At 67.5% G+C, this 26,139-nt stretch carries 20 protein-coding genes, 1 pseudogene and 2 CRISPR repeat arrays; of the genes and pseudogenes, 15 read left to right on the top strand and 6 right to left on the bottom strand.

The genetic code is table 11. From position 1 onward, the window contains the following. Positions 1-122: 122 nt before the first annotated feature. The 3 genes from NYZ98_RS34675 to NYZ98_RS34665 all read right to left on the bottom strand — a co-directional run bounded on the left by NYZ98_RS34675 (position 123) and on the right by NYZ98_RS34665 (position 2,866). Positions 123-1,355 carry a serine hydrolase domain-containing protein gene (locus NYZ98_RS34675; protein WP_262848241.1) on the bottom strand — a complete coding sequence of 411 codons (1,233 nt, stop codon included), beginning with the start codon at positions 1,353-1,355 and terminating at the stop codon, positions 123-125. Between the two features lie 153 nt (positions 1,356-1,508). Further along, complete coding sequence (locus NYZ98_RS34670) at positions 1,509-1,823, bottom strand: hypothetical protein (RefSeq protein WP_262848239.1); 315 nt, start codon at positions 1,821-1,823, stop codon at positions 1,509-1,511. Continuing rightward, a complete protein-coding gene (locus tag NYZ98_RS34665; protein ID WP_262848237.1) occupies positions 1,820-2,866 on the bottom strand; it encodes an RNA polymerase subunit sigma-70 in 1,047 nt (348 codons plus the stop codon). The genes NYZ98_RS34670 and NYZ98_RS34665 overlap by 4 nt, the downstream gene beginning before the upstream one ends. Before the next feature lie 212 nt (positions 2,867-3,078). Here NYZ98_RS34665 and NYZ98_RS34660 point away from each other — a divergent pair, with 212 nt between their 5' ends. Continuing rightward, positions 3,079-4,140, top strand: coding sequence for an ATP-binding protein (locus NYZ98_RS34660; RefSeq protein ID WP_262848235.1), 1,062 nt, complete (start codon positions 3,079-3,081; stop codon positions 4,138-4,140). A 96-nt stretch (positions 4,141-4,236) separates the two neighbouring features. Next, positions 4,237-6,063 carry a vWA domain-containing protein gene (locus NYZ98_RS34655; RefSeq protein WP_262848233.1) on the top strand — a complete coding sequence of 609 codons (1,827 nt, stop codon included), beginning with the start codon at positions 4,237-4,239 and terminating at the stop codon, positions 6,061-6,063. A gap of 55 nt (positions 6,064-6,118) precedes the next feature. On the opposite strand, the gene NYZ98_RS34650 is transcribed toward NYZ98_RS34655, so the two are convergent. After that, positions 6,119-6,757 (bottom strand): DUF305 domain-containing protein, encoded by a 639-nt coding sequence (locus tag NYZ98_RS34650; protein WP_262848231.1) that lies wholly within the window; start codon positions 6,755-6,757, stop codon positions 6,119-6,121. 181 nt (positions 6,758-6,938) lie between these two features. Here NYZ98_RS34650 and NYZ98_RS34645 point away from each other — a divergent pair, with 181 nt between their 5' ends. The 13 genes and pseudogenes from NYZ98_RS34645 to NYZ98_RS41615 all read left to right on the top strand — a co-directional run. Continuing rightward, on the top strand, positions 6,939-8,354 hold the full coding sequence (locus NYZ98_RS34645) for an LVIVD repeat-containing protein (protein ID WP_380707715.1): 1,416 nt from the start codon (positions 6,939-6,941) through the stop codon (positions 8,352-8,354). Between the two features lie 410 nt (positions 8,355-8,764). Then, the gene (locus tag NYZ98_RS34640) at positions 8,765-9,991 is read left to right on the top strand and encodes an acyl-CoA dehydrogenase family protein (RefSeq protein WP_262848229.1); all 1,227 of its coding nucleotides are present in this window, start codon (positions 8,765-8,767) and stop codon (positions 9,989-9,991) included. Positions 9,992-10,322: 331 nt separating this feature from the next. Beyond that, on the top strand, positions 10,323-10,640 hold the full coding sequence (locus NYZ98_RS34635) for a DUF2637 domain-containing protein (protein ID WP_262848227.1): 318 nt from the start codon (positions 10,323-10,325) through the stop codon (positions 10,638-10,640). Between the two features lie 673 nt (positions 10,641-11,313). Continuing rightward, positions 11,314-12,005: direct repeats of the CRISPR family, unit length 31 nt; unit sequence GTTGCTATCCCTCCAGGGATGATCAGCGACC. 1,051 nt (positions 12,006-13,056) lie between these two features. Further along, positions 13,057-13,749, top strand: a complete 693-nt coding sequence (gene cas6 / locus NYZ98_RS34630) for a CRISPR-associated endoribonuclease Cas6 (RefSeq protein ID WP_262848225.1) — start codon at positions 13,057-13,059, stop codon at positions 13,747-13,749. A gap of 119 nt (positions 13,750-13,868) precedes the next feature. Beyond that, positions 13,869-15,218: a hypothetical protein gene (locus tag NYZ98_RS34625; RefSeq protein WP_262848223.1), complete on the top strand. Its 1,350-nt coding sequence runs from the start codon at positions 13,869-13,871 to the stop codon at positions 15,216-15,218. After that, on the top strand, positions 15,218-16,282 hold the full coding sequence (gene cas7i, locus NYZ98_RS34620; RefSeq protein ID WP_262848221.1) for a type I-B CRISPR-associated protein Cas7/Cst2/DevR: 1,065 nt from the start codon (positions 15,218-15,220) through the stop codon (positions 16,280-16,282). The genes NYZ98_RS34625 and cas7i overlap by 1 nt, the downstream gene beginning before the upstream one ends. 6 nt (positions 16,283-16,288) lie before the next feature. Continuing rightward, a complete protein-coding gene (gene cas3 / locus NYZ98_RS34615) occupies positions 16,289-19,315 on the top strand; it encodes a CRISPR-associated helicase Cas3' (protein ID WP_262848219.1) in 3,027 nt (1,008 codons plus the stop codon). Next, complete coding sequence (locus NYZ98_RS34610; RefSeq protein ID WP_262848217.1) at positions 19,312-19,824, top strand: CRISPR-associated protein Cas4; 513 nt, start codon at positions 19,312-19,314, stop codon at positions 19,822-19,824. The genes cas3 and NYZ98_RS34610 overlap by 4 nt, the downstream gene beginning before the upstream one ends. Continuing rightward, the gene (gene cas1b, locus NYZ98_RS34605; RefSeq protein ID WP_262848214.1) at positions 19,824-20,804 is read left to right on the top strand and encodes a type I-B CRISPR-associated endonuclease Cas1b; all 981 of its coding nucleotides are present in this window, start codon (positions 19,824-19,826) and stop codon (positions 20,802-20,804) included. The genes NYZ98_RS34610 and cas1b overlap by 1 nt, the downstream gene beginning before the upstream one ends. Before the next feature lie 3 nt (positions 20,805-20,807). Beyond that, positions 20,808-21,071, top strand: coding sequence for a CRISPR-associated endonuclease Cas2 (gene cas2 / locus NYZ98_RS34600; RefSeq protein ID WP_262848212.1), 264 nt, complete (start codon positions 20,808-20,810; stop codon positions 21,069-21,071). 100 nt (positions 21,072-21,171) lie between these two features. Then, positions 21,172-22,397: direct repeats of the CRISPR family, unit length 30 nt; unit sequence GCCGCTGATCACCCCTGGAGGGATAACAAC. A gap of 100 nt (positions 22,398-22,497) precedes the next feature. Next, the gene (locus tag NYZ98_RS41620; protein ID WP_407696439.1) at positions 22,498-22,803 is read left to right on the top strand and encodes a transposase family protein; all 306 of its coding nucleotides are present in this window, start codon (positions 22,498-22,500) and stop codon (positions 22,801-22,803) included. 98 nt (positions 22,804-22,901) lie between these two features. Beyond that, on the top strand, positions 22,902-23,084 hold the full coding sequence (locus NYZ98_RS34595) for a hypothetical protein (RefSeq protein ID WP_262848210.1): 183 nt from the start codon (positions 22,902-22,904) through the stop codon (positions 23,082-23,084). After that, positions 23,072-23,182: pseudogene (locus NYZ98_RS41615) on the top strand (hypothetical protein); the annotation flags it as partial. The gene NYZ98_RS34595 and the pseudogene NYZ98_RS41615, both read left to right, overlap by 13 nt. Before the next feature lie 561 nt (positions 23,183-23,743). On the opposite strand, the gene NYZ98_RS34590 reads toward NYZ98_RS41615, so the two are convergent. Together NYZ98_RS34590 and NYZ98_RS34585 are read right to left on the bottom strand one after the other, a co-directional pair. Further along, positions 23,744-24,784 carry a hypothetical protein gene (locus tag NYZ98_RS34590; protein ID WP_262848208.1) on the bottom strand — a complete coding sequence of 347 codons (1,041 nt, stop codon included), beginning with the start codon at positions 24,782-24,784 and terminating at the stop codon, positions 23,744-23,746. 167 nt (positions 24,785-24,951) lie between these two features. Beyond that, positions 24,952-26,013 carry a pyridoxal-phosphate dependent enzyme gene (locus NYZ98_RS34585; protein WP_262848206.1) on the bottom strand — a complete coding sequence of 354 codons (1,062 nt, stop codon included), beginning with the start codon at positions 26,011-26,013 and terminating at the stop codon, positions 24,952-24,954. Positions 26,014-26,139: the final 126 nt, after the last annotated feature.

The following is a 26,139-nucleotide window of genomic DNA, read 5'->3' as shown; positions in this document are numbered from 1 at the left end:
CCCTGGCCACCGGTGAGGGCACGATCTGACCCCAGGACTCCTAGGTCCGGTGGACGAGAGTGCTCACCCACCAGCGGCTACAGGCACCGAGTCTGCCCGAACAGCCGACCCGGTAGCTCCCATTAGTGGTCGGAGAGGGAGGTGATGACGATCTCGGTGATGTGGTCGGCGGTCGTGAAGACGCCGGGGGAGACCAGGTTCTTGGTGAGGGCGAAGGCGAGGCCGGTGGCAGTGTCGGCCCAGGCGGTGCTGCCGCCACTGCCGGACATCCCGAACCGGGTCGGGTCACCGGACGTACCGGAGGCAGCGGACCTAACGGACTTACTCGATGTACCGGATGTACCGGAAGCGCCGACGGCACTGGATGTACCGGACATAGCGGACGCGTTGGACGTGTGGTGTGGGGAAGGGCTGAGGTTGTAGCCCAGGCCCAGGGTGGCGGGCATTCCGGCGATCTCGTCCATCCCGGTCATCGACACGGCGGTGACCTCGCGCAGCCGTTCCGGTGAGATCAGGCGCACGCCGTTCACCTCGCCCAGCAGCGCGGCGTACACGCGGGCCACCGCCCGGGCGGAGAAGGTGCCGCCGGCTGGGATGTCGGACGACAGGACGTCGGCCCGGTTGCCGAACGCGGCGTCGGGCATGGCCGCCATCGGTGCCGCCGTGTACCCGTTCACGACCCGGAAGAACGGGATCTCCAGCAGCATCTCGGGCGGCATCTCCATGCTGGGGCCCGCCTCCTCCAGCCGGGCCAGGCGCCCTAGGTCGGTGGCCGGGACGCCGAAGTACAGCTCGTCGGCCACCCCCAGCGGCACGGCGATCTCCTCCCGCAGGACCTGCGAGATGCGCTCCCCGGTCGCCCGCCGGACGACCTCACCGATGATGTACCCGAACGACTGCGGGTGGTAGCCGGTCTTGGTGCCCGGCTCCCACCACGGCTCAGCGGCGGCGAGCGCCGCGCACATCTTGTCCCAGTCGCACAGGTCCTCCGGCGTCGTGTCCACCGGCACCCCGGGGATGCCGATCGAGTGGGTGAGCGCGTGCCGCAGGGTCGCGGCCTGCTTGCCGTGGGCGCCGAACTCCGGCCACAGCTCGGCGATCGGCGTGTCGTAGTCGAGGACGCCGCGCTCGGCGAGCACGTGCACGACGGCCGCAGTCACCCCCTTGCCGGTCGACGTGCTGTAGATCGGCGTGCCGGAGGTCAGAGGGCGCCCGGTGGCGGAGTCGGCGACGCCCGCCACGGCGTCCACGACGAGCTCGCCCCTCAGGTACACCGCCACCTGCACGCCCGTCTCGGCACCGGACTCGACCAGCTCCTCGATCGCGGTCTGGACCCGCTTCTGCGCCTCAGTCATGATCTCTTCCTTCGGTTCTCGGTCAGGGTGGCACCCCGTTCGTGAAGTGCTGGACGTTGAGACGGCGCCCCGGCGAAAAAGGAATCGCCCCCGCCCCTGACCCGCCGGCCCTGACCCGCCGGCCCTGACCCGCCGGCCCTCATCCGCCCGGGCTCACCCACCCGCGCCCGGCCCGGTGTCCCGGCGGGAGATCGCGACCAGTACGGCGGGCTCGGTGCCCGGGTTGTACACGACCTGCACCGGGAGCCCGTGCAGCCACAGCGCGTCCCCCCGCCCGAAACCGAGGCGGTCGCCGCCGGCGCACAGGAGCTCGACGCGCCCCTGCTCGACCATGACGATCGCCCCCCGCCACTCGGACTCGTCGTACACCCGCGCCCGCCCCGGTTCGATGATCACGCCTCTGAGCTCGAACGACGGGGGGATCCGCAGGTCGAGGAAGGACAGCGGCGCCTGGTCGTCGCCCGTCACAACGTGGGGGCCAGGTCGAAGATCGGGAACAGGTCCTCGCCGTAGGTGGTGATCTGGGCGATCAGCCCGTCCTCGACCCGCAGCACGCCGAGCCACGACGCCCGGTACTCGGTGTCGCCCGGCCGCTTCAGGTACGCCGCGGCCACCGGCTGCCGGTTCGCCCACGTGGGCAGTACGCGCCATTCGCCCCACGCGTCGGGGCCGACCATGGCGTCCCGCCAGGCATCGACGATCGCGGAGCCGCCCATGATCCACATCGGCCGTGGCGGCATCGTCTGCCACGCGTCCGCGCGTAGCGCCGCCGCCAGGATCGCCGGATCGCCCTGTTCGACGGCGTCGATGTACCGCTGGAGCACCGCACGTTCCTCCCGCGTCGGGTCGGCGGACGGCGCCCACTCCGACCGCCGGGCCGGCAGGTGTTCCTTCAGCGCCGGCCGCGCCCGCTGGAGCGCGCTCTTCACCGCGGCGACGCTCATGTCCAGTAGTTCCGAGGTCTCCTTGGCCGACCAGCCGAGGACGTCGCGCAGGATCAGCACCGCCCGCTGCCGGGGCGGCAGGTGCTGGATCGCGGCCATGAACGCCAGCTCGATCGTCTCCTTGGCGACGACGGTGGAGTCCGGCTCGGCGTCCCGGCCCGCGACCGGCTCCAGCAGCCGGTCAGGGTAGGGCTGCAGCCACAGCACCTCGGTCGCGCGGGGGCGCGCCGCGTCCGGATCGGCCAGCACCGGCTGCTCGCGCGCGACCGGGTGGCGCGGGTGGCGGTCCAGATGGTCCAGGCAGGCGTTCGTGGCGATCCGGTACAGCCACGCCCGGAACGTGGAGCGCCCCTCGAAGGTCGCGCGCCCGCGCCAGGCGCGCAGGAACGTCTCCTGGACCATGTCCTCGGCGTCCTCGAACGAGCCGAGCATCCGGTAGCAGTGCACGTGGAGCTCCCGCCGGTGCCTGCCGACGAGTACCCCGAACGCCGACTCGTCGCCCGCGCGCGCCGCGGCCACGACCGCGTCCCCCTCGGTACGGTCCGCCCGCACTTCGATCCCGCTCATGAGGCACCCTCCGCTCTGGCATGGCGTCCTTCTGACGGCCCTGTCGCATGTGTGACGACCGGAAGGGGGAAAAAGCATCGCTCATCGGGGACCCGGCCCGCCAGAGCGGCCCAGCCCACGGGCCCAATACCACTTATAAACCGATATTTCGGGTTTTGTCGGTTGGTGAAAACCTGGTGCGGATCACCGTGGAAATTGCCATTCTTGACCTCATGCAGGCCACCCTCACCATTACCCCGGCGCAGCTCCCGGGCGTGCTCCTGCACGTCACGGTCGTGCGCCCGGTGTTCCTGTGGGGCGCGCCCGGCATCGGGAAAAGCTCGCTAGTCCGCGACTTCGCCGATTCACTCGGCCTCGAATGCGTCACTCTACTCGGCACGCAGCTCGCCCCCGAAGACCTGATCGGCGTACCCGAACTGGTCGGCGGCCGCAGCCGTTTCGCCCCGCCGGAGTCGATCGCCCGCACCGAGCCGTACTGCCTGTTCCTCGATGAGCTCAACGCCTCGGCGCCCGAGGTGCAGAAGGCGTTCTACTCGCTGATCCTCGACCGCCGACTCGGGACCTACGAGCTGCCCGAGGGCTCGGTGGTGATCGGCGCGGGCAACCGCGCGACCGACAACGCGCTCGCCCGCCCGATGGCGTCCGCGCTGGTCAACCGCCTGGTCCACGTACACCTGCGCGCGTCCTCGACCGACTGGCTCGTCTGGGCCGCCAACAACGGCATCCACCCCTGGGTCGTCGACTACCTGGTCCAGCGCCCCGACCACCTGTGGAGCGCGCCGCCCAAGACAGAGGAGCCGTTCTCCACCCCGCGCGCCTGGCACATGCTGTCCGACGTCATGCACTCCTACGGCGAGTCGCTCGACGAGGAGACCCTCGGCCTGCTGGCGTACGGGACCCTGACGGGGGCCCACGCGTCGGCGTTCCGCGCGTACGTGAAGACCGTGCGCCACGCCTACGACCTGGACGCGGTCCTGAAGGGGGACGCCCCCTGGCCGCGCCGGCCCGAGGACCGCGACCTGCTGTACTTTCTGTCCGAGACGTTCCGCGCCCGCCTGATCAAGGAGCTGCCGGCCGACCGGCGGGGCGTCTCCACCCGGGGCCGCGAGCTGGCGTTCCGCGCCAAGGCGCTCCTGGTCGAGCTGGCCGAGATCTCCCTGGAGTGCGCGCAGCTCGTCATCGCCTCCGACGTGGACGGCGTGCCCGTCCTGCCGACCTGGTTCCTGGTCGAGGTGGGCCGCGACCTGCCCCGCCTGGTCGCCGCGCGAAACTGACCCGCGTGGCCGCACCCAGGACGAACGACCCCACGACCCGGATGACCCGGACGACCCGGACGAGACGGATGACCCGGACGAGACGGAGCTGATCCCATGGCCGCGCCCAGGAAGAAGAAGGCCGACCCGTGGCGCGCGGCCGTCCACAAGGGCTGGGGTCTGGCGAACGACCACCCGATGCTGCGCTCGCTTCGTCCCGGTATCTGGCCGGGAGAACCGGAGTGGTACGGCACGCACAGCTGGGCGCTGGTCACCCCGGACGGCCGCGTCATGCACCACCCGACGCGGCGGGCGGAGCCGGAGGAGTGGGCGTGGGTGTTCGCCCACCTGCTGCTCCACCTCGGGTTCGGCCACACCGACCCGCGTAACGCCCAGCCGCGCGACATCGGCGCCGACATCGGCGTGAACATCGGGGACCGGCACACGGTACGGCGGCTGCCCGAGACCGCCTACCGGGCCGCGTGCTGCCTGGTCGTCGACCGCTTCCTCCGCACGCTGAAGATCGGCCGATGCCCGGCGCCGCTGCCGGAGGAGCTGCCGCACGAGGACGAGGCCACGCTGACCGGCCACTGGCGCATGCTCGGCCTGCCGCCCGAGTTCACCCCCGCGGGGTCCCCCGACTTCCTGGTCGGCGACGAGGACACCGCGAAGCACGAGGACTTCCCGGCCTTCCTCGCCGCCGGCATCGCCGAGGCGGCCACCCAGGCGCTGGAGGCGGCCGGCAGCCCCCGCAGCTCGGTCAAGGACCAGGTGGCCGGCCCCTGGGACGCGGCCCTGGCCTGGTTCGTCTCCTCCTACCCCCTGCTCGGCGCGCTCGCCGCCGGGATGACGATCGTCGCGAACGCCGACGTGGCCCGCGGATGGGACATCTCGGTCGCGGCCGTCAACGCCGAGGCCGCCGAGATCTACGTGAACCCGCTCATCAGACTCCAGCCCGAGGAGTGGCGGTTCGTCCTGGCCCACGAGATGCTGCACGCCGCGCTCCGGCACGGCGAGCGGGCCGGCGGCCGGGACCCGTACTTCTGGAACGTCGCCGCCGACTACGTGATCAACGGCTGGCTGGTGGAGATGGGCGTCGGCACCATGCCCGAGGGGCTGCTGTACGACCAGTCGCTGGCGGGGTCCTCCGTCGACGCCGTGTACGACCGCGTCACCGTCGACCTGCGGCGGCTGCGCAAGCTCGCCACCCTGCGCGGGCGCGGCCTCGGCGACGTGCTCGACCGTCCCGTGCCCCATCCGGGTTCGCCCGGCCGCCACCTCGACCTGGACGAGTACTACCGGCGCGCGCTCTGCACCGGGCTCGCCTACCACCAGGACGCGGGCCGGGGGTTCGTCCCGCTGGGGCTCGAGGAGGAGATCAGGGCGCTGGACCAGCCGCCCCTGCCGTGGGACGCGGCGCTGGCGCGCTGGTTCGAGGAGCACGTCCCCACGGTGGAACGGCGCCGCTCGTACGCCCGCCCGTCCCGCCGCCAGTCCGCCACGCCGAACATCCCGCGCCCCGGGTGGGTGCGGCCCGAGGAGGTCGTGCGGCGCGCGACCTTCGGCGTCGTCCTGGACACCTCGGGATCGATGGACGGGAGGCTGCTGGGCAAGGCCCTCGGGGCGATCGCGTCCTACGCGACGGCCCGCGACGTGCCGCGCGCCCGGGTGGTGTTCTGCGATGCCTTCGCCTACGACGCGGGGTACGTCCCGGTCGAGGAGATCAGCGGGCGGGTACGGGTGCGCGGCCGGGGCGGCACGGTCCTGCAGCCCGGGATCGACCTGCTGGAACGCGCGGACGACTTCCCTCGCGAGGGCCCGATCCTGGTGATCACCGACGGGTGGTGCGACGTGGTGCGGATCCGGCGGGAGCACGCCTTCCTGATCCCCGAGGGCGCCACCCTCCCGTTCCGCGCTCACGGCCCGGTCTTCCGCATGTCCTAGCCGGCGCGTTCCCGGTTTCGTGCGCTCCCGGCTTCGGCTGCGCTTCGCGTCAGCGTCACCCGTCCTGACCGGCCTGGATCCGGCGCATCCGGTTGATTTCCGTCGTCTGCGACACCGAGATGTCCTGCGCCAGCTCCTGGACGGTGATGTGGGCGCCCTTCTCCACCTCCCCGTCCGCCATCGTGATCGCGCCGAGGTGGTGGGCGATCATCAGCCGCAGGTAGAGGCGGTCGAAGGCGGCACCGGTGGCGGCCTTCAGGTCCGCGAGCTGCTCAGCGGTCGCCATACCCGGCATGGCGGCGTGCCCGGCGTGGTGCTCGGGCACGCGCTGGCCCTGCTGGCGCAGCCACCTGATCATCGCGTTGATCTCGGGTCCCTGCGTGTCCGCGATGCGCGCGGCGATGCGCTTGACGTCGCCGGAGCGGGCGTGGGCGTCCGCGCCGGCGCTCATGTCGAGCGCCTGCCGGTGATGGACGATCATGTCCTGGACGAAGACCACGTCGGCCGCGTTGGCCGTGGGGGAGGGGACGGCGGTGACCGCCTCGGTGGGGCTCAGCGTACGGGCCGTCTCACCTGGTCTACCTGGGGCGATGACGGGGGCGGTGGCGCCGGGGGCCGGGGTGGCGGAAGCGCCGGAACACCCCGCCAGGGCGAGCGCGACCGTACCGGCGGCGATGACGAGCGCTGGGCGCACCCGGCCTCCTCGAAGTTCGTGGTTGTGCGGGAGCACCCTAACTTGCATGGTCATTTCCCGTAAAGAGATCATGTCGGAATGTTTTGCTGACACTCTGTCCTATGGTCAAAGGTCCCGGTTTGGGAGAAAATCTGCCCGTCTATGTTCTCTTGCGGAATAAAGTACCAAGGAGGGTCCCTGAGTGTCGTCCATCCCCCGCAGAGGCGGCTCAGTAAGCCGGTTCCTCGCTCTGGTGGGTACGGCCGCGGCCTTGGTGCTGTCGGCGATGCCCGCCCAAGCGGCGGACATCCCGGGCACCGACCAGATCGTGATGAGCCCGAACGTGCAACATGTGGCGAACGTACCGAAGCCGCCCAGCATCGCGGCCACGATCAACACTGACATGGCCTTCCAGGGCGGTTACGCCTTCGTCGGCAACTACGGTGGCTTCTCCATCTATGACATCAGGAATCCGAAGAAGACGACCGTGGTCAGCTCGGTCGTCTGCCCCGGATCCCAGATGGACCTGTCGGTGTACGGCAACCTGCTGTTCGCCTCGGTCGACTCCTCCCGCAACGACGACTCCTGTGCCAGCACCTCGCAACCCGCGTCGGTGAAGGAGTCCTGGGAGGGCGTCCGCATCTTCGACGTGAGCGACAAGGCGAACCCGAAGTACATCAAGTCGGTCGAGACCAACTGTGGGTCCCACACCCACACGCTGCTGCCTGACAAGAGGCACGGGAACGTCTACCTGTACGTCTCCTCGTACTCGCCGAACGCGACCTTCCCCGACTGCCAGCCGCCGCACGACAAGATCTCGATCATCAAGGTGCCGCTCCGCGACCCGACGTCGGCCGCGGTGGTGGCCACGCCGGTCGTGTTCCCCGACGGCGGCAACGAGACCCAGCCCGGCCTGCTGGTGCCGACCAGCGGCTGCCACGACATCACCGTCTACGCCGAGAAGGGCATCGCGGCCGGCGCCTGCATGGGCGACGGCGTGCTGTTCGACATCAGGAACCCCGAGGCCCCGAAGGTGACGGCCCGGACCACGGACCCGAACTTCGCCTTCTGGCACTCGGCCACCTTCAACAACGCCGGCACGAAGGTCGTCTTCACTGACGAGCTCGGCGGCGGCGGCGCGGCCACCTGCAACGAGGCCACCGGGCCCAACCGCGGCGCCGACGCGATCTACGACATCGTCAACGGCCAGCTCGTGTTCAAGAACTACTACAAGATCCCGCGCTACCAGGCCGACTCGGAGAACTGCGTCGCCCACAACGGCTCGCTGCTCCCGGTCAAGGGGCGCGACATCATGGTCCAGGCCTGGTACCAGGGCGGGGCCTCGATCTGGGACTTCACCGACTCGGCGCACCCCCAGGAGATCGGCTACTTCGAACGCGGCCCGGCCGCCGAGGGGTCCGGTGGCTTCTGGTCCGCGTACTACTACAACGGCTACATCTTCGCGAGCGACTTCAACAGGGGCCTCGACGTCATCAAGATCAACGACAGGCGGACGGACCCGGCTAAGAAGGTCAACGTCAACCGCCTGAACGTCCAGACCCAGGGCTCGTACCGCGACCGCGGCCACGACCACTGGATCTGGAGCGACGAGGACTGACACGCCCGCCCGGGAAGACCGACGCCCTCCCGTCTCGGGAGGGCTGACGTCCCCCATCCTCCCGAAATGACCTGCCCCATCTGAAAACGACGCACGACCCCCACAAGGACGGCCCGGTACCCGAACACCCACCGGGCCGTCCTGCCACGTAACAAGGAGTCCTCCTCGCAAGGAGTCCTCCTCGCAAGGAGAGCTCAGGACACGGGAGAGCTCAGAACAAGGAGGGGGCCAGAACAACGAAGCAGCGAGAACAACGGAGTAGCGCAGTCAGGTTCCCATGGCCGTTGCGCGTCCGTACCTACTTGCCGGTAAGGTTCTATGGCGATGGTGTTACCTTAGGTAACGCCTGGTTGGGCGAGCATGATCGAGGGCGGGGCCGCACCGGCGCCGGCCCCCTTGAGGAGAGCGACATGGCGGAGAGCGCGAACGACTTCCACCCGGAGATCACCGACGACCTCCGCGAGGTACGCGACTGGGTGCACGACTTCGCCGCCACCGTGATCCGCCCGGCCGGCGCCGAATGGGACGAGCGCGAGGAGACCCCCTGGCCCGTCATCCAGGAGGCCGCCAAGATCGGGCTGTACTCGCTCGACTTCTTCGCCCAGCAGTGGTTCGAGAAGAGCGGCCTCGGCATCCCCGTCGCCTTCGAGGAGATCTTCTGGGGCGACGCCGGCATCGGCCTGTCGATCGTGGGCACCGGTCTCGCCGCCGCCGCCCTGTCCTCCAACGGCACCCCCGAGCAGATGGGGGAGTGGCTGCCGGAGATGTTCGGCACCGTCGACGACGTCCGCCTCGGCGCTTTCTGCGCCTCCGAGCCCGACGCCGGCTCCGACGTCGGCTCGATCCGCACCCGCGCCTCCTACGACGAGGCGACGGACGAATGGGTGCTCAACGGCGTCAAGACCTGGGCCACCAACGGCGGCATCGCCAACGTGCACGTCGTCGTCGCCTCGGTCGACCCCACGCTGCGCAGCCGAGGGCAGGCGTCGTTCGTCATCCCGCCGAACACGCCGGGCCTCTCGCAGGGCCAGAAGTTCAGGAAGCACGGCATCCGCGCCTCCCACACCGCCGAGGTCGTCCTCGACGACGTCCGGGTCCCCGGCCGCTGCCTCCTCGGCGGCAAGGACAAACTGGACGCCCGCCTGGCCCGCGTACGCGAGGGCGGCAAGAGCGGCGAACAGTCGGCCATGCGCACATTCGAGACGACCCGCCCCACCGTCGCCTCCATGGCGGTGGGCATCGCCCGGGCGGCCTACGAGTACGCCCGCGACTACGCCCGCGAGCGCGAGCAGTTCGGCCGCAAGATCGGCGAGAACCAAGCGATCGCGTTCCTGCTCGCCGACATGGCGACCAAGGTCGACATCGCCCGCCTGATGACCTGGCGCGCCGCCTGGATGGCCCGCAACGGCCGCGCCTTCAACCAGGCCGAAGGCTCGATGTCCAAACTGGTGGCGGGCGAGACGGCCGTATGGGTAACCGAACAGGCCATCCAAATCCTCGGCGGCGCCGGCTACACCCGCGACCACCCCGTAGAACGCTTCCACCGCGACGCCAAGATCTACACCATCTTCGAAGGCACCAGCGAAATCCAAAGACTCCTCATCGGCCGCGCCGTAACCGGCCTCCCCGTCCAGTAACACCCCCGCACACCAACGCCCTAACACAACCCTCGCCCGCCCCCCTTCGACACCCCAGCCGCCCCCCGAACCGCGCTCCAGTTCAGACACCCATTTGCCCGTGATCCCTCGTTCGTCCCCACCGTTTCCCAACGCGATGCTGACCCGGTTGACCCCCAGCCCATATCCACTCATCCTGGACGGGGTTCGTGTCGGAGGGGCGACAGCCTCGATACGTACATACCTTTCAGGGCATCCACCCGGCTCGTACTTTTTGGGCAAAAGAGCTGATCAGCCGTGGACTCCAGCATTCGCCATTCGCGCGGGGGTTCGTATTCAGCGTACGACGATCGTGGGTGTCTCGCTGCTGGCCGCTGTCGTTTCCTTCCGTCACATGCACGAGTTGTGCCTTCGTCATGGTGAGGATCGCTTGGCGGCGGTGCTGATCCCGCCGGCTGTCGATGGCGCGATCGTGGTCGCGTCGATGAGCATCCTTCTGGCCAGCCGGTACGGTTCCCGTGGTAGTGCCCTGGCCTGGATCATGCTCGTCGCGGGCAGTTCGGCGAGTCCGGGGGCGAACATCGCCGTGGCCGAGCCAACGGTGACGGCAAATCATCGCCGCGTGGCCATCGGCTGCCCTGATCGGGTCGTACGAACTTCTGATGTCTGAGATCCGCCGCATCGCGACAAACGACGGGCCCGTCGCGATCTCCAGCGAGGACTGCGACTCCAGACCTGAACTCACCGACCGAGCAGAGAATGCCGGTAATCCTTCGGCAGTGACAGTGCGCGTTCGTCTCCGTGATCAGCAAATCGCGAGTCTGCACCGAACCGCGTGGCGCTGGGCGCAGGCCAACCGGACTCCTGACGGCGCTCTTCCATCAGGGACGGTCATCGCCCACCAGTTCGCCCGTAGTGCCAGATGGGGCCGCTGGGATCAAACGTGCGGTCCTGGAAGGTGATCTAGGTTGATGGCACGCCGTGCCGGTGTTCACCGTAGTTCAAGCGGTGACATGACCACCGAGCTGAGATTGTGCCCGCCTGCGCTCTGAACGCAGCATTGGTCATAGGCAGGGCGATCTGCCGGAACGGGCCAAGGTACCCCGCCGTTGATCATGGCGGCCTCGGTCAGCTCGCTTGGTCACGTTGCGCAGGGCCGCAAACCGCGCGACGGCGCTCGCACCGAAGTTCCATAGCGACCTGATCACAATGTCGAGCAATATCTAATCCGGGTCGGTAGACCACTACATTCTGCCGATTCCGAAAAGGCTGGGTACCTGTTCGAGCATCAGGCGCCTGTCGACTGAGCAGGAACAGGAGCAACTGAACTGCGTGTATATCCTATTGCTATCCCTCCAGGGATGATCAGCAACCTGGACGGTCACGCAGTCCGGGATGGGCATCCGCGGTTGCTATCTCTCCAGGGATGATCAGCGACTGGTGCTCCTTGACGGCCTCGACATCGAGGACGTGTTGCTATCCCTCCAGGGATGATCAGCGACCATCGACTACTACAACTCGCTGTGGCGCCCGGCGTGTTGCTATCCCTCCAGGGATGATTAGCGACCCTCCACGGTGGGGGAGGTCGGGAGCCCCGTTCCCAGGTGTTGCTATCCCTCCAGGGATGATCAGCGACCCCGCTGCCTCGCCGTCCGGCAGGGCGGCGAAGGCCGCGTTGCTATCCCTCCAGGGATGATCAGCGACCCCGTCCGCCCACGTCTGGACCGTGGCGCCCGGCGTGTTGCTATCCCTCCAGGGATGATCAGCGACCCCCTTCACCAGTGCCGCGTCAACCACCACACCCAGGTTGCTATCCCTCCAGGGATGATCAGCGACCCCACCCGTCCCTGATCACACGGCTGTCCGAGGCCACGTTGCTATCCCTCCAGGGATGATCAGCGACCGGCCGCCTACGTGCTCGACCAGACCCCCTAAGGAAGTTGCTATCCCTCCAGGGATGATCAGCGACCCTGATGAGTCTCATGCGGCAAGCCTCCGCCCCGGGTTGCTATCCCTCCAGGGATGATCAGCGACCACGATAGTAAAGTCGCAGGTCAGTGCATTATTTGATCGCAACGTCGCGCCAGATTTTGCAGCGGTCCGGCGGTAGTGCAACGCTGCAGGTGAGAGCATGATCAAAATCGTGCAGCTTCCTGTGCCGTCACAGGGGCCTTGTGGCGTGTGTTAGCTCGTTGACGGTGCTTTACCCAACCCGTTAACCGACATGAAGTCAACCAAGCGGACTTCGTGATCTTGCCGATGTCCGCGGGCTCGGCCGGCCTGCCGTTCTCGGCTGAGGGCTGGCCCACCTGGACCTGGTGGTAGCGGGTGGCCGAGTCGGTGGCTCGGCTTGGGCGGGCCAGGTGAGCCCGCACCTGGCTGTGCGGGGCAGGGTCAACCGCGTGATCGCTGAGCCTCGGGAGTGATGAGGCCGTTCGGCGTGGTAACGCTGGCTCCGGTATCGCCGCCGTCCTCGACGCTCTCACGGCTGGCATCCTTTTGACTCGACGGCCACGAGGAAGCATCGGGCTTATCCGTAAGGCAACCAGAGGAGCGTCAGGCTTTTGCGTAAGATCAAATCGGGCTTATCGGAGAAAATCTTCCGGTGGTTGTCGATCACGTCTCACCGTCCTAGACTCCTCGCTGTAACCGCAAGACCACTCGGTGTTGCGGCGATGAGGAGGTGATGACAGATGTTCGAGGCTTTGGACCCCGCAGTTTGGTTGGGGAGCGGGATAGCCATCGGGGTTGTACTGAGGAGTGTGACGCGGAGGCTCCGGGTCTCTGTCTCGCTGTCACTGAGCTAACTGCCCGGTTGGCTGGTTGGGCCTGGGGCCGTGAGGCCCCCAGGCACTCCCTCCAGGGATGATCGAGACGCTGGCTTCTTCTCACGCATAAGCCGTTGCGATCCCTCCAGGGATCATCGATCCAGGTCACAGTAACGGACAGCCGCTTCGCTGAGATGCGGTGGAGGTCCGGTCGCGGCCGTGGCTGGATAGCGGGTTCGGGAAGCCGGGGTATTTGTCGGTGACGACTGCTATAAGTGGTCAGTCGTTCGCTCTGTGTCGCGTGATCGGGATGTCGCTGTGCGTTTTCGAGTGGATGTTTCTGCGGATACAGCGCAGATTGCCTGGCCTGATGTGTATGGCCCTGCCCGCGGGATCGTGTACGACCTGCTGCGGAGTCAGGATGCGGTGCTGGCCGGTGAGTTGCATGACAAGGGGTGGGCGGGTACGCCGATCAAGCCGGTGGGGGTGTCGCCGCCGTTTTTCCAGGGTGTGACGCGGCGTCAGGGGGTGTGGGGGGCGTCAGGGGCTGGGTCGGTGTGGTTGGGGTCGCCGGTGCCGCAGATCGCGGGATGTTTGCTGGCGGGGCTTGCGGGGCGTTCGGAGATCAGGTGGGGGTCGACACGGCTGACGGTGCGGGGAGTGCGGTTGGAGGCGCCGCCGGCGGGTTTTGAGTCCGGTACGGCCGAGTTCTCCGCGCGGTCTCCGATCTTGGTGAAGCGCGAGGGGCGGTTTCTCCTGCCGGACGACGCGGACTATCTGGAGCGGCTTACTCACAACCTGCGGCATCGGGCCGATGCGCTTGGACTGCCTAACGGCGTCGAGGTCGAGGTGCTGGAGGCGGGGCCGCGGCGGCGGGATGAGGTGCAAGGGAAGATGCGGATCGGGGCGACGGCGAAGCTTCGTGTCCGGGCCGCGCCGGAGTTGCTGCAGAGCTTCTACGAGGGTGGGATCGGTCTCAACTGCGTGCAGGGGTTTGGGTGGCTGCGGTGAGCGGGGCGTTGGTGTTCACCGGGCATCCGCTGCAGCGTTGCGGTGCTTGGGCCGTAGCTGCGCTTTCTGCAGCGACTGTCGCTCGGAGCGGTGGGCCGGGTGTCGAGGAGCCTGTTGAGGTGACCGCAGAGGTGTTGGATGCGGTGGCCGCGCGGATCGCCAGCGATGTTGCGCGGGCGGCTGTGGCTGCTCAGGGGATGGCGGAGTACGACTGGTGGAAGGTGCTTTTCGCGCTGTATCCGAATTCGCCGCCGACGCATGCGAAGCGGCAGCGTGATCGCGAGTTGATCCGGGCGGAGATGGTCAAGTTGCTGGCCCGGGATACAGGCGTCGGTGAGATGCGGCCGTGTGTGTTCTGTGGCTTGGCGTCGTCGATTCTGTGGGCCAAGTCGTTGATGCCGATGTTCGATACGGTCCGGGCGCTGAACACGTTGCCGCCAGGGGTGGCGGGGTGGCCGGTGTGCTGGGCATGCCGGGTGTCGTTGTGGGCGCTGCCGTACGGGGCGTGGCTGACGGCGGGGTCGGCGACGGTGCTGACATGTGATGACCCGCTGATCGAGTGGGAATTCGTGCGGGAGAACGTCAGCCGGGCGGTGCGAATTGTGCAGACGGGTTTCGCTTCCCTGCCGGCGGGTGCCGGGCCTGAGGCCGTGGTGGTGGAGGCACTGCGGGATCATTCTCGGCGCGGTGACGCGGCGCCGAGCGGCGGCCGGGCTGGGCCGGCGGCCGCCGCCACGTTGTGGATGTTCAAGAATGACAATCAGGAGCCGTGGCTGCGGGTGAGCAGTACCCGGGTCGGTGTCGGCAGGTTCCTGCGGATGATGCAGGCTGCCTCCGACGCGCGAGAAGGGTTTCGGCAGTTGCGGACCGTGCTGGTGCGACGTGACCGTTCCGGTGCGGTGCAACTGGATGGACACACCGCGGTGGCCCGGCTGTTGTTCGATCCCGATAGGTATCCGGCGGACCGCCTGCTGGGCGAGCTATATCGCCGGTTGCGTACCCCCGATGAGCTACCACAGCTCGTGATACGGCGATGGTGCGTGTTGTCTCGTCTATATCTGGAGGTGATGCATGAGATGGACGTCACTAGGTATGCGCCGGTCGCGGACATCTTCGTGAGGTGGATCGGCCAGGACTCCACGCGTGGCCGGTTCAACGAGTTCCGGTCGGCGTTGGGTTCTGGGTGGCAGCTGCATCGGCTTTTCGTGAATGCGTCCGCGCGGCTGTTTCTGGACGGCAGCGTTCCTGCCAGTGTTCGCGACGGGTTGGATGCCAAGCTCGTTTCGTCGCTGTTCGAGCAGGGCGAATGGCGTGGGCGGGCCGGCCTCTACACCGTTGTGCTCAGTGAGCTGATCAAGAGTGGTGTCCGGGTCGGCAAGAGCGACGACGACACCGATGACCAGGACGATGACGAGTCGGTCGAGTTCGATCCCGAGCGGGGCGAGGCAGAGGAAGAGGAGTACGGCTGATGAGTTACCTCGCAGGCAAGATCGTGTTGTCGGTGGTCGCGGGTGCGCCCAACAACGGCAAGGGGCAGCAGACCACCGAGACGCCGGTGAAGAAGACGGTGATCCGTGGCAAGACCTACCCGTATGTGTCGGCGCAGGCGTTTCGCCGGTGGTGGCGGGACACTATGGCCGCGTCGGGGGCTGAGCCGTCCCCGGTGGTGCGTGTGGGCAAGGCAGAAGGCAAGGCGCAGAAGGCGACCACGCAGGGCGCCCCGATCCTGTATGCCGATGATGACCTGTTCGGGTACATGAAGACCTCCAAGGACAAGGAGGGCGGGACGACGGTCCGTGACAGCCCGCTGATGGTGGGAACGTTCCTTTCGGTGGAGCCCGGTTATCCGACGAGCGACTTCGGGGTGATGGCCCGGGGCGTGGAAAATCCGGTGCTGCACTCCCACGAGTTCTATACCGCTGATCTGGCTGCGCCGTTCTTGCTGGATCTGCCGCGTGTGGGCACCTTCACCCTGCCGGGCCAAAACGGCTCGGGCCGGGCCAATTACCTGAGCGAGCAGGCCGCACTCGGGGTCGCCGCTGCGGCGCAGATGGGGGCCACCACATGCGTGTTCCGTGGCCAGTCGGCGCTCCGGCTTCCGCTGCCGGTGCGACGGGAGCGTGTGGCCGTGCTGCTGGAGGCGCTGGCGGAGTTGACCGGCGGGGCCAAGAAAGCGCTGCACTACGGCGATCGGGTGCCGGCCCTGATCGCGATGCTCCCGATGGCGGGTGGGGTGAACCCCTTGGGGTTCGTCATCGACGGAGGCGAGGAACAGTACAGCGGGTTGCAGGTACGTGCGCAGGCGCTGCGGGACGAGCTCGCGGCCTGGGACGGTGAGTGGGAGGCGCCGGTGCGGCTGGGGTGGCGTCCAGGGTTTCGCGAGCAGGTGCGCAAGGAATTCGAGACCGACGCTGCGGACCTGATGGACGCGGGCAAGGTCGTCATCGAGCATCCCCGTTCGATGCTGCTGGCCCTGGCCGGGCAGATCCGTGATGGCAGGCACGACGCCTGGTTCGACGACCCGGCCAGGTGATCGGGCATGCACGATCAGCGGGAGCCGATCGAGGCGGTCCGCATCGAGTTGTACGCCCCGGTGGCCTCATTCCGGGATCCGATGTTCCCCGGGGTGAGTCGTTGCCTGGCGGTGCCGCCACCGTCCACGGTGCGCGGCATGCTCGCGGCGGCCACGGGGAACCCGGCTGAGCCGGTCACGTTCGCCATGGCGGCTTGCGCGGACGGACGTGGCGTGGACGCCGAGACCTATCACCCGGTCGCCGCCGACGGTTCCAACCCCCCGGCCGGCGGCCGGGTGCGGGAAGGCAAGGGTGGCATGACCATCCGGGACCGCCCTTTCCTGGTTGGTGTACGGGTGACGCTGTGGATCCCTGCTCCAGACGGGCAGCGGATCGCGCAGGCGTTGCGCCGCCCGGTGTGGGGGCTGCGTCTTGGTCGATCCCAGGACCTGGTGCAGGTGTGCGGCATCACCTCGATCACGCTGCACCCCACGGGGGAGGCGGTGGTCAGGCACGCGCTGGCTCCGCTAGGCGGACACACCTCGCCCCGTGCCAGTGTGATGCGGCTGGCCGGTCAGGTGAGCTTGGACAGGATGAGTACCACGTACCGGGACTACCTGTGGTGTGCCGACCCCGCGGGTTTGGAGGCGGTACAGGGCGCCTACCGTGACGGTGATCAGGCTGTCTGGATGCATGCCGCGGACTCCCCTGACGGGGAGTCCGCGGAACTGATGCAGGTGCTGGCCAAGTCGGCCGGCCATTCCCCGCTGGGACGTCCCGAGTTGCTGACCGAGCACAGCCTTCAGGTACGGCGGGCGGCCGATGACCTGGCCGACCGGATCGGCGCGGCAGGTGTGCTGGCCGGGCATCCCCAGTTCTGGTCCTGGGTGCGCATCGCAGGGCTGGTGCACGATGCCGGAAAGGTCGCCGAGAGCTTCCAGCAGCAGCTACGCCCCAAAGGCGAGAGCTGGGGGGAACGTCACGAAGTGCTGTCGCTGGCGTTCGCCGATTTGCTGACCCGGCACCTGCCTGAGCAGGACCGACAGATGATCGCCACGGGGGTGCTGTTCCATCACCGGATGCTCATCGGTGCGGGCTGCCTGGCGGAGCGCTATCCACCTGAGGCGGACTGGCCGGCGAAGTTCGGGTTCAACAAGAACGCTTTTCCCGGGCAGCCCCGGATCCAGGTCTCGGTGTCCCGACGGGCGGCGGCCCTGGCCTGGTACGCCCGTGAGCTGGGCGTGCCGGCGCCGCAGGATCCCAGCAAACTGTGGGTGCTGGCCCGCGACACCTTCGGACGCATCGAAGCCATGTGGACGAAGGAGGTCAGGCCCGCGGACGGGTTGCTTGTCGTTCTACTCCAGGGGGCGGTGACGCTGGCCGATCACTCCGGTTCGGCTCACGTCGCCTTGCACACGCACATGCCGCTTCGGTCAAACTATCTGAACGGCATGGCGGCGCCGTACGCACATCAGGTGGAGGCGGGTGGCCATGATGGGCACCTCATCGTGCGTGCCCCCACTGGCACCGGCAAGACCGAAGCAGGCCTGGCATGGGCCTCTCGCCAACTGGACAGCATGCCCGGACGCCCCCGGCTGGTCTGGCAGCTGCCCTACCGCGCGTCCATCGACGCCGCACGGAGCCGCTTCCTCCAGGACCTCAAGGCTGGGCCAGAGGACATCGCGATCTTGCACGCCACCGCAGCTCAGAGTCTGCTCGCAGAATGCACCGGCGACGATCAGCACGCAGGCCCGGCCCAGGCACGAAAAGCCAAAGCCCAGCGCGCGGCGATGCGGCTGTTCGCCCAGCGGGTTCGTATCGCCACCCCGCATCAACTGCTGCGGGCGGCGATCGCCGGCCCCCGCTACTCAAGCGGCCTGATCGAGCAGGCCAACGCACTCATGGTGCTGGACGAACTGCACGCCTACGACCCGGTGATTTTCGGGCGGATCTGCGCCGCGATGCGCCTATGGACCCAATTGGGCAGCCGCGTCTGCGTGTTGTCGGCGACACTGGCCCAGCCCATGATCGACCTGGTGTCCGACTCCCTGAAGCCGGCTCCGGTGAGAATCGTCGACGCGCCCCAGGGCATCGCGCCGGACCGGCACCACCTGGTGCTGGATGAGGACCCGATCGAGAACCCAGAAAGTCTGGCACGCATCCGCCGGTGGCTGGCCGAGGGGCACGGCGTGCTGGTGGTGGCCAACACCGTGGCCCGCGCCCAGCAGATGTACCAGCACCTGGCATCCGCTGCCCTCGCCGCCTACCCAGGTGACCCCGACGCGGCGATCCTGCTGCACTCACGCTTCCGCCACATAGACCGCGACGCGATTGAAAGACGCATCCGGCGCCGCTACCCCGAACGGGAAAAAGGAGAACACGAACGGCGCGGTGGACTGGTGGTCGCCACCCAGGCGCTGGAGGTGTCACTGTGCCTGGACTTCGACCGCGGCGTCAGCGAACTGGCACCGGTCGAAGCGATCGCCCAGCGCGCCGGCCGCGTCAACCGGCGCGGCCGGCACCCCGACGGAGCCGTCGAATTCCGCGTCCACCTGACCAAAAAATCATGGCCCTACGAGAAAGCTGCATTGGAGGCGGCACACCTCGCACTCCGGGAACACCCGGGCCCGCTCATATCTGAGGAGACCGTCTCAGCATGGCTGAAGACGGCCTACGCCACCGAATGGGGCCGAGACTGGGAGGACAGGGCCAGACAGAGCCGCGACGCGTTCAGTGCCTCCTTCCTCACCTTCACCACCCCCTTCCACGACCGTGCCGAATTCGCCGACCGGCTGGCCAGGGAACTCGACAGCGCCGACGCCCTACTGGAGCAGGACCTTCGCCGGTACCACGAACTGGCCGCCGAAGATCCGCTGCTGGCCCACCGGCTGCTCATCCCCATGCGATACGGCCAAGCGCACCGTCATGGCACCTACAACCGGCAACTACGCCTCTTTGTGACCGCAGTGCCCTACACGCCCGATCAAGGCCTACTGCTCACCACAGCCAAGGAACGGGCACCCGCGTCCGCGCCTTCGGAGACGATCTTTTGAACTCCCTCGACGAAGATGACGTCAGCGGACTGGGCGGCGTCCACATCAAGTATCTGATGCACTGTCCCCGCCAGCTATGGCTCTATATGCGCGGCTATCGCCCCGAACGGCGCAACACCCAGGTGCAGTATGGCGAGGCCGTCGATGAGACCACTTACACGCGCCGCCGCGACCTCGACCTGGGTGAGGCCAAAATCGACTGGGTCACCACCGGGGCGATAATCCACGAGACCAAGTCCTCCCGTGCACCCTCCGACCAGCACGACGCCCAGGTCCGGCATTACTGCCTGCTGCTGGAACGCCGCGGCGTCAACGTACGCGGAGGCGTCGTGCACTACCCACTGATCCGCCGCACCGTCGAGGTCACCTGGGATCGCACCGCGCGAACACTCGCCGAGGAAACCGAAGCCCGCGCTCACCAGGTCATCGCATCACCGGCGGCGCCTGCCCGGCTGGATCGGGCCAGATGCCGGGGATGCTCCTATCTCGACTACTGCTGGAGTGGCTGATGAGCGCCGCCTCACGCACCTACTGGCTGACCGAGCCATGCCGGGTCCGCCGGGAAGACGGCAGCATCCGCATTGAACGCGCCGACACCACCCCGGTACGCATCCCCATCACCGACATCCGCGACCTGGTCCTGTTCGACCACGTGGACATCAACACCTCGGTGGTGTCCGTACTGAGCAGACACGGTGTCATCGTGCATGTCCTGGACCACTACGGCAACTACGCCGGTGCACTCACCCCGGCAGAAGAAAACTCCTCAGCCCATGTCCTGCGCTGCCAGGTAGCCCTGACCGCCGACGAGCAAACAAAGCTCACCGTCGGGCGCACCCTGGTCGCCACGACCGCGCACAACATCCGCTGGTCACTGGAAACCCACCTTCTCGACGAACCTCTCTCCCGGCTGGACGACCAGCTCGCGGCCTGTGAATCATCCGGGCAGCTCATGGGAGTGGAGGGCAACTTCCGGCGCACCGCGTGGGGCGTCCTGGACACGATGCTGCCACCATGGTTACGCCTGGAAGGGCGCACCCGCCGCCCGCCCACCAACGCCGGCAACGCGTTCATCTCCTACATGAGTGCCATCACCTACGCGCGCGTCCTCACCGCCCTGCGCTGCACCCCGCTACACCCCGCCCTCGGTTTCCTGCACGCCGACACCGACCGCCGCCGCAACACCCTCGCCCTGGACCTGGCCGAACCGTTCAAACCGTTGTTCGCCGAACGGATCCTGCGCAGAGCCGCCGCCCAGAAAACCCTCCGCGAGAGCGATTTCGAAAGCGGCGTGGGGTATGCCTCCCTGAGCCGGGGCGGACGCAAGAAAATCGCCGAGCTGATCCGCACCGAACTCGCCGCGACGGTGTACCACCGCAAACTCCGCCGCAAAGTCTCCTACGAAGAACTCATCCACCTAAAGGCCCTGAAACTCGTCCGGCTATGCCTGGAGAACGAGCCCTACAAGCCTTTCCGGCCATGGTGGTGAGCAGTGTTCGTCATCGTCGTGTACGACACCCTCGCCGAACGCAACCCCCAAGTGCTGAAAACCTGCCGTCGCTACCTGCACTGGGTCCAACGCAGCGTTTTCCAAGGCGAACTGTCCACCGCCCAGCACCGCAACTTCACCACCGCCATCCGCAAAGTCATCGACCCCACCTACGACAGCGTCCTGATCTACCGCATCCAAACCCCCACGCTCGTCGAAACCGAAACCATCGGCCAGAACCTCGGCAACACCAGCCCCGTCCTTTGATCAAGCTCCCACCTGCACCGATGCACTACCGCCGGACCGCTGCAGAAATTGCCCTGACGCCACCGCCGAGCATAGTACTGACCTGCGACTTTACTGTCGGGCCGCTGATCACCCCTGGAGGGATAACAACTTCGCCAGCGTGTCGTTGGCGTGGGATCCGAGCCGGGCGGCCGCTGATCACCCCTGGAGGGATAACAACATGACCGCTCCCGAGTGGTCCGGAGACATGCTGGAGCCGCTGATCACCCCTGGAGGGATAACAACCCGGGGGTCAGCAGTGTGCGCAGCGCGATGGTCAGGGCCGCTGATCACCCCTGGAGGGATAACAACGCGATCACCAGGTCCCACGCCGGCAGGCCGTGCTCAGGCCGCTGATCACCCCTGGAGGGATAACAACCCGTTCTGCGGGGCGGTCGGTGTGGCGGAGGCCCACGCCGCTGATCACCCCTGGAGGGATAACAACTCGCGCGTACGAGGAGTGGACCGCGTCTTGGCACGGGCGGGCCGCTGATCACCCCTGGAGGGATAACAACCGGTCGGCGGTCGTGGAAGGGCGGTGCGCCGTCGCCGCTGATCACCCCTGGAGGGATAACAACCTGTCCAGCGCCACCACCAGCGCGGCCTGCCCGTTCCTCGCCGCTGATCACCCCTGGAGGGATAACAACACCCGGTGGCCGTCGAGCTCGACGAGCTCCCCCCGCTGCAGCCGCTGATCACCCCTGGAGGGATAACAACGCATCGATGGCATACACGCGAAGCGATCCCCTATCTGGCCGCTGATCACCCCTGGAGGGATAACAACGTGATGAGCCCACCCCGCCTGATCACCACCGAAGGCCGCTGATCACCCCTGGAGGGATAACAACTTGCTGCGCTCCCCGGCAGGCGGCCACGCCTCTCGGGCCGCTGATCACCCCTGGAAGGATAACAACTCGGCCAAGCCCCGGGGCGGGCCGGGCGCGAGCACGAGCCGCTGATCACCCCTGGAGGGGTAACAACATGTTTCCGCTGGTGATGTAGACGTCGCGGATGGGCCGCTGATCACCCCTGGAGTGATAACAACCCGGACGCGCGTCGGCGAGCCGGTCTTGCTGGCGACGCCGCTGATCACCCCTGGAGGGATAACAACGCCGCCTCCCCCCGTACCACCGACAGCGGGGGGAGGCCGCTGATCACCCCTGGAGGGATAACAACGCGTCCATCGCCGACTCCAGGCCCTTCATGAGCACGCCGCTGATCACCCCTGGAGGGATAACAACACGGCCGACCCTCGTCGTACGAGGTGGGGCCGCCCCATCCGCTGATCGCCCCTGGAGGGATAACAACGAAGGCGGCGATACTTGTCGACGACGCGTGAATCCTGGTTCTGGATCACTTTCCGTGCAGGGGACACGGAGGGTCACCACGACCACGATCATGAACGGCTGTGGATGATCAAGTTGCCCGGGACGTATGGTTCCCCAAGACCGAGAGCGTTGTGGTCGGCAAGGTGGTGGTAAGTCCTGAGCGTGTCGTGGTTCAGGCGCGGGTCACCGGCTCTGCAGCCAACTGTCCGGCGTGCGGGGTGGCCTCGCACCGTGTCCATAGTCGTTATGTACGTCGGCTCGCCGAGGCGGCGATCGGCGGCCGCCCGACCGTGCCGAAGTTACGCGTCCAGCGTTTCCGCTGCTCGACAACCGAGTGTCCACGCGCGACGTTCACCGAGCAAGTGGAGGGGCTGACCTTCCGATAAGGGCGGCGCAGCCGTGATCTGCACGCGGTGCTGCAAAAGACGGCGGTGGTGCCGCCGGCCGGGCAGGAGCCCGCCTGACCGCAGCACTGGCGGCCGGCGTGAGCCGCTCCACCCTGCTTCGGTTGATCCGCGCCATGCCCGACCCGCAGACCAGCACACCCCGCGTACTCGGCATCAATGAGTTCGCCCTGCGCAGGGGACACATCTACGCCACCATCCTGGTGGACATCGAAACCGCCGCCCGGTCGATCTGCTGCCCGACCGGGCCGTGGCGACGGTGACCGCCTGGCCGGCCAACCGTCCCGAGATCCAGGTGATCTGCCGGGACCGCTCCCAGGCATATGCAGAAGCCGGGCGTCTTGGGGCACCTCAGGCGGTTCATGTCGCCGACCGCTGGAACCTGGTCCAAGCCGTGGAAAAAACCGTCACCGGCCACCGTGCACTGCCGGCCGAGCCGCAGCATGAAGACCCCACGGCCGAGCCGGCACCGCTGGACACCACCCGCCTACCGAACAATCCGGCACCACAACCACGCAGCACCGGCCGGCTGTCAGACCGGGTCCTCCGCCAGCACGCAGCCGTCCACGCCTTGCCCACCAGCGGAATGGGCCTGCGGCCGATCGCCCGCGAACTCGGCCTGGCCCGCAACACCGTGCGCGGCCTGGCCCACGCCGCCACAGCCGACCAACTGCTGGCCGGCCGGTGGAGCGGCCGCCCCAGCATCCTGGACCCCTACAAGCCCTACCTCCACACGCGATGGCAGCAAGGCTCCACCACCACCTCGATGCTGGTGAAACTCGCGCACCCGCAGAGCGAGCTACGGCCGCCTGCGACCGGGCGCTGGCGGATTGGGGTGCCGCTCTGGACGTTTCGCTGCTGGCCGCATCCAGCCGAGTCAAGTATTGGTCGCGGGTGCGCGGGCCCCTCCTCTGGCGCAGCATCACTGCAGCAGTCCGTCGTGGATTGCGTTCAGAAGATGAATCTCAGCCCACTCGTGCCCCGCATAAAGCTCGAACAAATACAGCAAGTCAGCGCTTACGTACAGCCATTTCCTCAACCACTCGGAATCGATCGGGGTATGGCCCCGGTGGGCAAGATCATTGCGCATCTTCACCGCACGCTGCACCTGCTTGATGGTGGATTCGGAGATGGTCTCGTCGTCACCGTTGTCGGACAGCCGCCCTTGTCGAGGGAGCAGCGGAAGGTAGTCCTTCAAGAACTTGATCAAGGGCGGGCTTTGAGTCTCCTTCATCAGCCACGCGGCATCGGGAACCAACCTGCTCACCAGTTCTTTGAAACCCACCTCGACCGCGGCCACGCTGATCAGCAGACAACTGCGCGGAGCCACATAGATCAGTTCCTCGGCCTCAGCCAGCAACTCATGGCCAAGCGGAGTCTGCAGGCCCCCATCGATGAGGTGGGCGATGCTCTCCTGATGACGCAGGGAGATCTGGTTCAAGTAGGGACGGCCCACGCTCCACCGCTGATCCGGCTCTGGCGTCGGCCGCCATTGGCCGTCAGTGATCGAGTAATCAGAGCTGATCATTTTGACCTGCGGCTGCCGGTGGGGATCAAGACCCCAACGCCAGCGGTACAGCCACAGCAAACGCCGTACCGCTTCTTCGGATGCCTTGGCCACCTCCGTCAGCGGATCACTGAGATATCGCGGCAGCTGCGAAATCACCACCGCGCCGCCTAGCGCGTCTTCGGTTGGTGACTGTTTTTTCCAGCAGTCTTGAAGAGCTTGGGCCGGCTTGCCCGCGATTCGGCGGCGAACCACGACCGTGCACAGCGCAGGCCCTCGGTCCGGGTCGTCGTTATCGCCACCGTGCACGTTCACCGTCATCGTCCCTTCCGCGAGGGGGATGTCGAACACTGATGGCTCGCGCTCTTTCGCCACGGCGAACCCAGGATGGGTGAATACCGTACGGAACTCGACGGCAAGGTGATCGGTTGATGCCATCCTCTTGTTGAACCACATCAAGCGGACACGTGTCATCCGGGTTTCCGGGATCCCCCGCCTCGGCTGGTGGGTACGGCGTCCATGGCACGCAGGAGATCGGCGGCGACTGTCGGCCAAACAGACCGGTCGGTTGCTCGAAGGGTCCCGTGACATGGCGATACGTTGAGTTGCAGGCCGGGTCGCCACTATGAGCCGGACGCGTGTGCCAGGCCGGGTTGGGCGCGTTCCGGGTGGTGGCGTCGCGCCCAGGGCATGGTCGACCAGGGTGGTGCCAGATCATTGAGGGAGCCGATCTCGGCGGGTTTGAGCGTGGCCGGCTCCAGGGCGTCCCTGTGCCGGGCGAAGACCTTCTCGACGTACCGGTGTCCAGTGTCGGCGCCGACGATGAGGTGCGTGCGCCCGGGATGGCGCCGCGCCTCCCATGCCGCCGCCAGGTAGGCCGCGCCGGTGGACAGGCCGGCGAAGACGGCATGCGAACGCATCAGCCCGATCGTGCCGGCCATGGCGTACTGGAAGGTCAGCCAGTGCACCTGGTCGTACAGATCGGGTCGGACGTTGTCGAACGGGATGGCACTGCCGATGCCGGCGATGATGGCCTCCGGATCCTGGAACCGTTCGCTGCCGAAGCTGACGCTGCCGAACGGCTGGACGGCGACCAGCCGGGTCGACGGATCGTGCCGCCGCAGGGGCTGGATCAGTCCCGCACTCGACGCGCCCGTGCCGACGCTGGCCACCACCGCCAGCCGCCTCGCGGGAAGCGCGAGGCGCACCAGGTCGGCCAGCTCCGCGTACCCGAGGCAATGCACCGGGTCGTGGTACTGGCGCATCCAGTGCATCCCCGGGTGGGTGCGCAGCAGCTGGCGTACCCGTTCGACCCGGCGATCCTGGTCGAGGCGCAGGTTCGTCTCGGCCGGCATCTGGTCCACCGTCGCGCCAAGGATTTCCAGTTGTGCCCGGATGGTCTGCGTCACCGTGGTCGAGGCGACGATGTGGCAGCGGAGGCCGTAGCGGTGACAGGCCATCGCCAGAGCCAGCGCGTAGATGCCGCTCGAGCTGTCGACGAGGGTGTCTCCCGGCCGCACGGTGCCCTTGGACAGCAGGGCCTGAACGGCGCCGAGGGCGGCATAGATCTTCAGTGTCTCGAACCGGACGAGCACCATGTTGTCCGCTAGGCGGATGAAGCTGGGGGCCCTGGTGGCGTCGGTGACGTGGTCATGGACGGGCGCGAAGACAGCAGGTGGGACCATGGATGGCATGGGCGGTCGTCCCTCGTGTCGTGCCGCCGGAGGCGGACGGCAGCATGCGGCAAGCGGATGCGGCGGTCGAGCAGGGTTCGGTTACCTTCGTCGACAGACAGTCGCTTGTGTGGCCGC

It is taken from the genome of Sphaerisporangium corydalis, from assembly GCF_025506355.1.
GTDB lineage: Bacteria > Actinomycetota > Actinomycetes > Streptosporangiales > Streptosporangiaceae > Sphaerisporangium > Sphaerisporangium corydalis.
The sequence above is the reverse complement of the archived record's forward strand: the minus strand, read 5'-3'. Positions and strand labels throughout refer to the sequence as shown.

What these genes read in the sequence shown, in the direction of transcription:
- cas1b (WP_262848214.1), top strand. Translation starts at nt 19,824, where the DNA reads ATGAGCGCCGCCTCACGCACCTACTGGCTGACCGAGCCATGCCGGGTC.
- cas3 (WP_262848219.1), top strand. Translation starts at nt 16,289, where the DNA reads ATGCACGATCAGCGGGAGCCGATCGAGGCGGTCCGCATCGAGTTGTAC.
- NYZ98_RS34660 (WP_262848235.1), top strand. Translation starts at nt 3,079, where the DNA reads ATGCAGGCCACCCTCACCATTACCCCGGCGCAGCTCCCGGGCGTGCTC.
- NYZ98_RS34585 (WP_262848206.1), bottom strand. Translation starts at nt 26,013, where the DNA reads ATGGTCCCACCTGCTGTCTTCGCGCCCGTCCATGACCACGTCACCGAC.
- NYZ98_RS34665 (WP_262848237.1), bottom strand. Translation starts at nt 2,866, where the DNA reads ATGAGCGGGATCGAAGTGCGGGCGGACCGTACCGAGGGGGACGCGGTC.
- NYZ98_RS34640 (WP_262848229.1), top strand. Translation starts at nt 8,765, where the DNA reads ATGGCGGAGAGCGCGAACGACTTCCACCCGGAGATCACCGACGACCTC.
- NYZ98_RS34590 (WP_262848208.1), bottom strand. Translation starts at nt 24,784, where the DNA reads ATGTGGTTCAACAAGAGGATGGCATCAACCGATCACCTTGCCGTCGAG.
- NYZ98_RS34675 (WP_262848241.1), bottom strand. Translation starts at nt 1,355, where the DNA reads ATGACTGAGGCGCAGAAGCGGGTCCAGACCGCGATCGAGGAGCTGGTC.
- cas7i (WP_262848221.1), top strand. Translation starts at nt 15,218, where the DNA reads ATGAGTTACCTCGCAGGCAAGATCGTGTTGTCGGTGGTCGCGGGTGCG.
- NYZ98_RS34655 (WP_262848233.1), top strand. Translation starts at nt 4,237, where the DNA reads ATGGCCGCGCCCAGGAAGAAGAAGGCCGACCCGTGGCGCGCGGCCGTC.